Here is a 9,699-nt window from a genome sequence, read left to right as displayed (position 1 = left end):
TATTCCCTGATGGCATTGGCCTTTAGGCGGGCATTGAGTCTTGAAGCGGAGCGACGTGATGGAGACGCACGACTGAGCCGACTAAAGTCGGTACTCCAACCCTGGAGCGAACGCTTTCTCTTGGTTTGGGAGTCGTCGGCGCTGTTGGTGGTTTTCAGATCGCTACAAGGTTGTTGCATGAACAGAGCGGACCTAATGTCACTAGCAGGGTGCAGCGCTGCCTATCCCTCATCAACCACGGCACGGATACTCTCCGGAAGTTTGGTCACGCTCGCCCCTGCTGTTGGTTTTTACCGATCTCGCCCCTGTCCCGCGATTGCGTTTCAGAGGTCGTCCTCGTCTCCGTCGTTATTGCCTGCGTGACATCGCTTACGCAACGGTCCTTCGTCCTCGCCCTGGTCAGCCTTGGTGGCGTGGGGCTATCCGCTGCTGCGGTTCCGGTGGATTTTGTCCGGGACGTGCGCCCGATCCTGGAAAAGCACTGCTATGACTGTCACGGGCCGGAGAAGCAGAAGAGCGGTTATCGTTTGGACCTGAAGCAGATAGCGCTGCACGAAGGCGACAACCACGCGCCGAACATCGTGCCGGGTGACAGCACAGGGAGCCCGCTGTTTCGCTTTATCACGGGCGCGGAAGCCAAGATGACGATGCCGCCGGTGAAGTCGTTGGTGCCGAAGTTGACCTCCACAGACCTCGACACGCTCAAACGCTGGATCGATGAAGGCGCGAAGTGGCCGGAGGGCGTGGATGTGGCCAAGACGGAAGACCGGATGGACTGGTGGGCCTTCAAGCCACTGCAACAGCCTACGGCCAGGGGCCTCCCTGCCAACAGCGATACGCTGGATACCTTCATTGATCGGGCCCTCTCCTCCAAAGGGTTGAGCCTGGCACCGCAGGCGGACCGGCGCACCTTGATCCGGCGTCTGTCCTTCGACCTCACCGGGCTGCCGCCTGCACCTGAGGAGGTGACCGCCTTCCTCCAGGATCCGGACCCTGATGCCCGCGCCTACGAGCGTCTGGTGGATCGTCTGCTGGCCTCGCCCCGCTACGGTGAACGCTGGGCGCGGCACTGGCTGGATGTGGTGCACTACGGGGAGACGCACGGTTATGACAAGGACAAGCCCCGCAACAACGCGTGGCCGTACCGCGACTACGTGATCCGCTCGTTCAACGAGGACAAGCCGTACGCCCGGTTCGCGGAAGAACAGATCGCAGGTGACGTGCTCTTTCCCGGCACGCGCGACGGCATGGAGGCGCTGGGGTTCATCGCGGCAGGGCCGTGGGATCTGATCGGCCACGCGGAGGTGCCGGAGTCAAAGATCGATGGCAAGATCGCCCGGCACCTGGACCGGGATGACATGGTGCAGAACACCCTGGGCACCTTCATGAGCCTGACGGTGGGGTGCGCGCAGTGCCACAACCACAAGTTCGATCCCATTACGCAGGAGGACTACTACTCTCTCCAGGCGGTGTTTGCCGCGCTGGATCGGGCAGACAAGAAGTACTACGCGGATCCCGTGCTGACCCAGAAGCGCGCGGAGCTGGAGTTCCAACAGCGCCAGTTGAGCGACCGGCAGAAGAAGCTGGAGAAGAGCCTCCAAGACAAGGCCGGGCCGGAGCTCGCGGCACTGGACGGGAAGATCACCGAGGCTCGCAAGGCCACCAAGGGCAATGCGAGCCCGAAGTTTGGATATCACAGTGCGCTGGCCGCATCCCGCGACGAGGTGAAATGGGTGCAGGTGGACTTGGGGCGCTCCACGGCGGTGGACCGCGTGGTGCTGGCACCTTGCTATGATGACTTCAACGGCATTGGGGCGGGTTTTGGATTCCCAGTGAGGTATCGTGTAGAGGTCAGTGATGATCCCGCATTTGCCGCAGGGCAGGTGGTGGCGGCGGAGCATCGGGATGCGGAAGATCAGCGCAATCCAGGCACGGCCGTGCAGACTCTCAAACCGCAGAGCGCGAAGGGCCGATACGTGCGCCTCACTGCGACCCGGCTGGCGGAGCGGAAGCAAGACTACATGCTGGCACTGGCGGAGTTCCAGGTGCTGGATGAGCAAGGAAACAACCTCGGCACTGGCGGCACGATCACCTCCCGGGATGCCATCGAGGCCCCGCCGCGCTGGGCAAAGGTGAACCTGCTGGATGGAATCGCTCCCGGGTTCGAGCCCGGCAACAACCCCGGCGGGCTGGCGGAACTGGAGACGCAACGCAAGGCTCTGGTGGCAAAGAGCGCCAAACCCGAGGACCTTCGGGAGCTGGAAGTGACGCGGGAAAAGGCGGAGCGCATCAACCGGGAACTCTCCGCCATGCCTGCGCCGCAGGTGGTGTATGCGGGCACCGTGCACTACGGGACGGGTACATTTGTCGGCACAGGACCTTCTGGGGGCAAGCCCCGGCCGATCCCTCTGCTGAAACGCGGGGATGTGAAGACGCCGGACAAGCTGATGGCCCCAGGTGGCATTGCGGCGTTCGATGTTCTGGCGGGCAAGTTTGCGTGCGCCAATGCGGATGATGAAGGCGCCCGGCGTGTGGCTCTGGCGCAATGGATCACGAGCCACGACAATGCCCTCTTCTGGCGCAGCATGGTGAACCGGGTGTGGCAATATCACTTTGGCCGGGCTCTGGTGGACACGCCCAATGACTTCGGCCGCATGGGCGGAACGCCCAGTCATCCCGAACTGCTGGACTGGCTGGCACGCGCCTTCCGTGATGATTTGAAGGGTTCCGTGAAATCACTGCACAAGCTCATCGTCATGAGCCGCACCTACCGGCAGCAGAGTGATGCGACGCCGGAGATGGCGGCCCTCGCGGCGGGTGTGGATGCGGACAACCGCCTGCTCTGGCGGCAGAACCGGCGCAAGCTGGAGGCGGAGGCGGTGCGGGATGCCATCCTCTCTGTAAGCGGCAGGCTGGACCTGAAGATGGGCGGGCCTTCGTTCCAGGATTTCATCATCGAGAAGCCGGAACATTCACCGCACTATCAATATCATCTGCATGATCCCGATGATCCGCGTAGCCACCGGCGCAGCATCTACCGCTTCATCGTGCGCAGCCAGCAGCAGCCCTTCATGACGGTGCTGGATTGCGCGGATCCTTCCATGCGGGTGGACAAGCGCAACGAGAGCCTCTCTCCATTGCAGGCCCTGGCCATGCTCAACAACGGGTTGACGGTGGCGATGGCAGAGCACTTTGCCGCGCGGGTGACCAGGGAGGCGAACGAGCCTGATCAACAGGTGAGGCGTGCCTTTGTGCTGGCGCTGGGTCGCGAACCCACCGGCGAGGAGGTGGCGGCACTGGTGGCTCATGCGACTCAACATGGCCTGCCCAACACCTGCCGCCTCATCTTGAACCTGAATGAGTTCACGTTCGTGGATTGATCTATTGATGCACCGCTCATGAAGACGCCGTCGATGTTATCACCAAGAACACTGAGCCGCCGGGAGCTGCTGGCTGCCAGCGGGCAGGGGTTCGGTCTGTTGGCGCTGGGCTCGCTGTTGCAGAGCGAGTCGCTTCACGCAGCAGCGTCGGCAGAAGGGAGGGCACCCATGCGTGCCCCGCGGGCGAAGCAGGTGGTGCAGCTCTTCATGGCGGGGGCCGCGAGCCACATCGATCTCTTTGACTACAAGCCGGCGCTCATCAAGCACCACGGCGAAGCCTCCGACTTTGGTGAGCCGGTGGAGGCGTTTCAAAATGGTCTGGGTCCCTGGAAGAAGCCGGTGTGGGACTTCAAGCCCTACGGCGGGAGCGGCAAGATGTTGAGCGAGGTGGTGGCGCCGCTGGGGGCCTGCGTGGATGACATGGCCTTCGTCCACAATCTGGTGGGCAAGACAGGGGTGCACTCACAGGGCACGCTGCTCCAGGCCACTGGGTTCAACCTTCCTGGGTTTCCCGGCATGGGCTCGTGGGTGAGTTACGGACTGGGATCGCTCAGCGAGAACCTCCCCTCCTTTGTGGTGCTGCCGGATCATCGCGGGTTTGCGTCCAACGGACCCAAGAACTGGGATGCCGCGTTCCTGCCTTCCCAGCATGCGGGCACCATCATCTATCCCGGTGCCGAGGTGCCGATCGCGGACCTCTATCCGCACAAGGCGGGAACTTATGTCAGTGCCAGGTCCGAGGCGGCGGGGCAGGATCTGTTAAGCCGCTTGAACCGTCAGCATGCGGCCCTTCATGGCGGAGATCCGCGTCTGGACTCCCGCATCCGTAGCTATGAACTGGCGGCGAAGATGCAACTGGCCGCACCGGAGGCGCTCGATATCTCGGGCGAGCCGGAGAGGATCAAGGAAATGTACGGCATCCAGGAGCACCGCAAAGTGTGGCCCACGGAGATCAATCCTGCTGAGGAGGCTGACTGCATGGGGCGCAAGTGCCTCACGGCCCGTCGCCTGCTGGAGCGCGGCGTGCGTTTTGTGCAGATCTGGAGCGGCAACGACAACGGCTTTCCCAGACGGAACTGGGACAGCCATGAGGACGTCGAGCGGGATCACGGTCCGCTGGCCTGGGGCATGGCCAAGGCGGTGAGCGCCCTTATCCTGGACCTTAAACAACGAGGTCTGTTGGAGGATACCCTCATCCTCTGGACCACCGAGTTTGGCCGCATGCCCTCCACGCAAGGCGGCTCAGGGCGGGATCACAATCCGTACTGCTTCACCAACTGGCTCTGCGGCGGAGGCATCCAGGGCGGTGTGACCTATGGCGAAAGCGATCAATGGGGCTACAAGCCGCTGGACCGGGATCACCCTACGCAGGTGTATGACATCCACGCCACGATGCTCCACCTGCTGGGCATCGATCACGAAAGACTGACCGTCCGCCACAACGGCATCGACCGCCGGCTCACCGACGTGCACGGCCATGTAGTGAGAGAACTACTGACCTAAATTAGGAATGAATTTCCTGAGGGGCATCAAGGATGCTCCATTCCTAATTCAGCATTCAAAACTCCTAATTTCCTCAGGCCGCTTTCTTTTCCTGCTGCACGTACTTGAGCAGCTTGGCGAGGGTCTCGCGCATGACGGGGCGCTGGATGATCATGTCCACGAGGCCGTGTTCCATCATGAACTCGGCGGTCTGGAAGCCGGGCGGGAGGTCGCTGTGGGTGGTTTCCTTGACCACGCGCGGACCGGCGAAGCCGATCATGCACTTGGGTTCGGCCAGGATGAGGTCGCCCACGGTGGCGAAGCTGGCGGTCACGCCCCCGGTGGTGGGGTGGGTGAGCACGGAGATGTAGGGCAGTTTGGCCTCGCCATGGCGGGCCAGGGCACCGCAGGTCTTGGCCATCTGCATGAGGCTGAGGATGCCCTCATGCATACGGGCACCGCCGGAGGCGCTGAAGATGATGACGGAGCACTTCTCGCGGGTGGCGGTCTCGATGGCGCGGGTGATCTTTTCCCCCACCACGCTGCCCATGCTGGCGCCGAGGAAGCGGAAGTCCATGATGGCCAGCACCACGGGGGTGCCGTCGATCCTGGCCCGCCCGGTGACGACGGCCTCCTTGAGACCGGTCTTGACCTGATAGGCCTTCACTTTGGCAAGGTAGTCTTTGAAGCCGAGGGCGTTGACGGAGTCGAGGTTGGCGTCGATTTCTTCGAACGTGCCTTCATCGACGAGTGCTGCGATGCGCTCCCCTGAGCTCATCGTGAAATGATGGCCGCACTGCGTGCAGACCCGGAGATTCTTGGCCAAGGCGGATTCGTAGAGGCTCTCTCCGCAGGAAGGACACTTCACCCACAATCCCTCAGGCATGTCCTTCTTCTTCTCACCGAGGTCACTGACTGAGCGTTTGCTGAAAAGTCCCATGTAGTTAGAGTTTGGCGTTGGAGGGGCAGCTTAGCAGGGGTGGGGGAAACCGCAACCCCTGGTCACAAAGCGACAGGGAGGCGAGGCGCCGGAGCACCTGCCTCCCTGAGGAGATTTCTGGGGGATTTGACCGATTGCTAGGCCAGCGAGAGCTGGGTCGCGGAGACCCCGGCGGCTTCGACAATGGCCTGATCGGTGGCGGCGGCGAGGACCTCCAGGCCTTCCTCCAGCGCTTCCTGAGGGATGGAGAGAGGCGGGGAAATCTTGACCGTCTGCCCCCAGGCGCCCACCGGGGCGAAGAGGAGCAGGCCGCGCTGGTAGCACAGCTCGATGATGCGGTGGGCCAGATCGTGATCGGGCTCCGAGGTGCCGGGTTTCACGGTCTGCATGCCAGCGACCAGGCCCTTGGCCGAGACGTGACCAACGATGAGCGGGTGCTTGGCCTTGATCTTCTCCAGCCCGAAGAGGAGGACGGGCTCCAGCTCGGCGGCGTTTTCCGTGAGGCGGTCACGCAGGAGCTTGTTGATCGCGGCGGTGGCGGCGGCGCAGCACACTGGGTTGCCCGTGTGGGTGCTGGTCATCGAGCCGGGGCCGAACTGATCCATGATGTCGCCCTTGCCCAGCACGGCGGAGAGGGGGAGGGAGCTGCTGATGCCCTTGCCGCAGCAGATAATATCGGGGGTGACGCCGTAGTGCTCGAACGCCCAGAACTTGCCCGTGCGACCGAATCCGGCCTGCACTTCGTCGAAGGTGAGCACGATCTGATGCTGACGGCACCAAGCGGCGAGCTCAGCCACGTACTCCACGGGGGCGAAGTCAGGGCCGACGCCCTGATAGGTCTCCATGATAACCCCGGCGATGTCCGAGGGCTTCATGCCCTGCTTGGCGAGCGAGTCGAGGAAGCAGTCAAACGACACATCCTGCTGCCAGTAGCCATCGGGGAATGGGACGTTGATGATGGAGGGGTCTTCATTGACGATCCAGGTCTTCTGCCCGGCCATGCCGCCCGCCTGCTGCGAGCCCATGGTGCGCCCGTGGAAGCCGCGCTCAAAGCCGACGATGCCGATCTTGCCGCGGCCGCCGACCTTGATGCCGTGAGCACGCGAGAGCTTGATGGCGCACTCGGTGGCTTCCGAGCCGGTGGTGAGAAGGAACACCTTGTTGAGCTCCGCCGGGGCAAGTGAGGCAAGGAGGCCCACCAGTTCGGCACGTTCTTCGCTAGGGAAAACGTAATTATGAAGCAGCCCGCTGTTCACCTGGTCGATGATGGCCTGCCGCACCTCTGCCACGCCGTGACCGGCATTGGTCACGAGCACCCCGCTGCTCCAGTCGAGCCAGCGGTTGCCGTATTTATCATAGACAAAAATGTCTTCGGCCCGCTCCCAGACGATGGGCGGCATGCCGCGCATCGACGTGGGTTCCAGCGTGCGCAGTCGCTCCAGGGTGGACAAGGAGTCCGGATGGGGCAAAGCGGTGGCGATGTGACGGTACTTCGTCGCGACTGGCGGGACGTTGACTGGTGAAATATTGAACTCTTTGCCCATGTAAAGAAGCTATCACCTCGGCATTGCACCCTCCACGCCGTGTGTCATGATTTCCGGTACTTTTGTCACAGATGAAGCCTGCCAACCAAGTCAGAAAACCGATCCGGGAAACGGTCCCGTTGTCTGAACATGAATCGTTTCACTGCGAAGAAGTGCAGGGACCAAACTACGGTGCCCAATGGCATTTTCATCCGGAACATCAACTGACGCTCGTGCTGAAGAGCCGTGGTTACAGGGTTGTAGGCGACAGCCTGGCTCCTCTGACCGCCGGTGATCTCGTGCTGGTCGGGTCGAATTTGCCCCACGTCTGGCATCAAGATGAGAGCGCCGGACGGTCCCGAAAAGCGGTTCACGCGATCATCATCCGCTTTCTGGACAATTTCATGGGCGATGACTTTTTGCAAAGACCGGAACTCGAAAACGTCCGTCAGCTGCTCAAGCGCGCGAGTCGCGGATTGCATTTCACCGGAAAAACCCGGAACGAGGTGGCAGAGCGTTTGCGCCGTCTGGCCGATAATCAGGGCTTGCCTCGTGTGATTGAGCTTTTGAGCATTCTGGACCTGCTGTCCCACTCGAAGGACGTGAAGTCACTGGCCAGCCCGCAGTATGCGCCGGAGCTCAAAGGATCTGACCAGGGACGGATGGAGCGGGCGATCCGCTACATTCACGGGAATCTCCTGGAGACCGTGGACCGCGATGAAGCCGCCGCTCACGCCAGCCTCAGCCCGGGAGCCTTCAGCCGCTTCTTCCGCACGCGCACTGGCAAGACCCTGCCGCAGTATGTGAATGAGCTGCGCATCGGCCGCGCCTGCTCCCGCCTGGTGGAGGAGGACATCAAGATCGCAGACCTGGCGCTGGATTGCGGATTCGGGAACCTAGCGAACTTCAACCGTCAGTTCCAGCGCGTGATGGGGATGACGCCGAAGGCGTACCGGCGGGAGTTCCAGCGGAATGCGGTGCTGTAGCCCGCTGCGCGGGCAGACAGAAGACTAGAAGACACAAGACGCAAGACTTGAGCTTTCACATGGGAGGACACGGGGGGGGCGGAGCGGTCCGTAGAGGGACGGACGGACATTCTTGTCCCGATCCGTGCCAAACGTCCCATGAGGAACGCTTGCTTTTGGCTGCACATTGGATGCTGTAGGGCGGGCGCTCCGCCTGCCACAAATGTCTCCTGATGAGGCAACCGAAGCGGTCGCCCTACAACCCAAGGTGTTTGGGGGCAGGAAAGAGGAAAGGGCGTCTGAGGACGAGGCAGCTGATGGAAGTCCTGAGTTGGAGTCTCTCTCTCGGCAGGCGAAAGCGGCGTCGAGCCGCCAGCACTCCAAGACGCTTCGCGACGATGGGTATGCTGGGTAGGGTGGTTGAGCTTCCTGCGTGGGAGGGAGCTACTGATGCATTGACGTACCACCCACTGACGCACTGGATTTGCTCACCACGATCTCCGTCTTCACGGAGTTGGCGATATAGCATTGCTCGTGGGCTTCGTGGTGGAGGTGGTCTTCCTCCTCAGACGACGGGGCATTGGGACCGTACTGGACCCGGACGTTGAGGGTGATCCGGCTTACCCAGGGCACACCAGCATCGTTTTGGATCATCACACCCACGGCCTCGTCTTGATAGCGCTCAACTTGGAATCCCTTTCGGCCCGCAAGAAAGAGGTAGGTCAGCATGTGGCAGCTGGAGATGGCGGCGACGAAGGCTTCCTCAGGGTCCACGCAGTCGGGATTGGAGAAGGGGGGGCGTACCACGGAGGGCGAGGGGGAGGCCGGGATGCTGACGCCGCCGTCGAACTTCCAGGTGTGCTCCCGCGAATAGCGCCCTTTGGTGAACTCTCCCGGGGCACTGGTGTTTTCCCACAGGATGAAAGCTTTGTGTTCGGACATGGGCGGCGTGCGTGTGGGAGAGGGTTGTGCTGGAGACAGAAGAAACGTGTGGTAGGATTGTTCCTCAATATGTCTGGTCCATTGGTTACGGATTCGGCCTCCGAAACGGCGATGCCAATTTCGGGGCGTGTCGGGTGTGATGGAGGCTTGGCGATCAGTACGCGCCCAGTTCCTCGTCGGTGCACTGGAGTTGACCTGCTTGCAGCTTGGAAGCGGATGCCCCATCTTGATGCGGCTGATGCTGAATTGTTCGAGGCGGAACTGGCCTCGGCACGGAAAAACCTGCGACTGCTACAGGCTGACTTCGTGGACTGACCGCGACTAAGGTTCGCTTCCTGTTCAGGAGATCATCTGACTTGAGCGAGTTTCCGAACCCGGAGGGTTCACCCTGCGTAGCCACGGGTTAGGAGAGTTTAGCTAGCCAAACCCGTGGAAAGCGTCAACGCCGTGTTACCGAGGAGCGGTAG

6 protein-coding genes are annotated in these 9,699 nt (G+C 61.9%); 3 read left to right on the top strand and 3 right to left on the bottom strand.

Going from position 1 to position 9,699, the window contains the following annotated elements:
* The first annotated feature begins 359 nt into the window (after positions 1 to 359).
* The gene (locus tag BV034_RS32195) at positions 360 to 3,380 is read left to right on the top strand and encodes a DUF1553 domain-containing protein (protein WP_265593712.1); all 3,021 of its coding nucleotides are present in this window, start codon (positions 360 to 362) and stop codon (positions 3,378 to 3,380) included.
* Positions 3,381 to 3,398: 18 nt separating this feature from the next.
* Positions 3,399 to 4,883: a DUF1501 domain-containing protein gene (locus BV034_RS32190; RefSeq protein WP_081888298.1), complete on the top strand. Its 1,485-nt coding sequence runs from the start codon at positions 3,399 to 3,401 to the stop codon at positions 4,881 to 4,883.
* A gap of 73 nt (positions 4,884 to 4,956) precedes the next feature.
* Here the strand turns inward: BV034_RS32190 and accD are convergent, their stop codons facing one another.
* Both accD and BV034_RS32180 read right to left on the bottom strand, forming a co-directional pair.
* Positions 4,957 to 5,802: an acetyl-CoA carboxylase, carboxyltransferase subunit beta gene (gene accD / locus BV034_RS32185; RefSeq protein ID WP_050031037.1), complete on the bottom strand. Its 846-nt coding sequence runs from the start codon at positions 5,800 to 5,802 to the stop codon at positions 4,957 to 4,959.
* A gap of 137 nt (positions 5,803 to 5,939) precedes the next feature.
* A complete protein-coding gene (locus BV034_RS32180; RefSeq protein WP_050031036.1) occupies positions 5,940 to 7,346 on the bottom strand; it encodes an aspartate aminotransferase family protein in 1,407 nt (468 codons plus the stop codon).
* A gap of 71 nt (positions 7,347 to 7,417) precedes the next feature.
* Here BV034_RS32180 and BV034_RS32175 point away from each other — a divergent pair, with 71 nt between their 5' ends.
* Positions 7,418 to 8,311, top strand: a complete 894-nt coding sequence (locus tag BV034_RS32175; RefSeq protein ID WP_009958247.1) for an AraC family transcriptional regulator — start codon at positions 7,418 to 7,420, stop codon at positions 8,309 to 8,311.
* Positions 8,312 to 8,734: 423 nt separating this feature from the next.
* On the opposite strand, the gene BV034_RS32165 is transcribed toward BV034_RS32175, so the two are convergent.
* Entirely contained in the window at positions 8,735 to 9,232 is a 498-nt protein-coding gene (locus tag BV034_RS32165; protein ID WP_050031034.1) for an OsmC family protein, read from the bottom strand.
* Between the last annotated feature and the right edge of the window lie 467 nt (positions 9,233 to 9,699).

The sequence above is a fragment of the Verrucomicrobium sp. BvORR034 genome (assembly GCF_000739635.1).
GTDB lineage: Bacteria > Verrucomicrobiota > Verrucomicrobiia > Verrucomicrobiales > Verrucomicrobiaceae > Verrucomicrobium.
The sequence above is the reverse complement of the archived record's forward strand: the minus strand, read 5'-3'. Positions and strand labels throughout refer to the sequence as shown.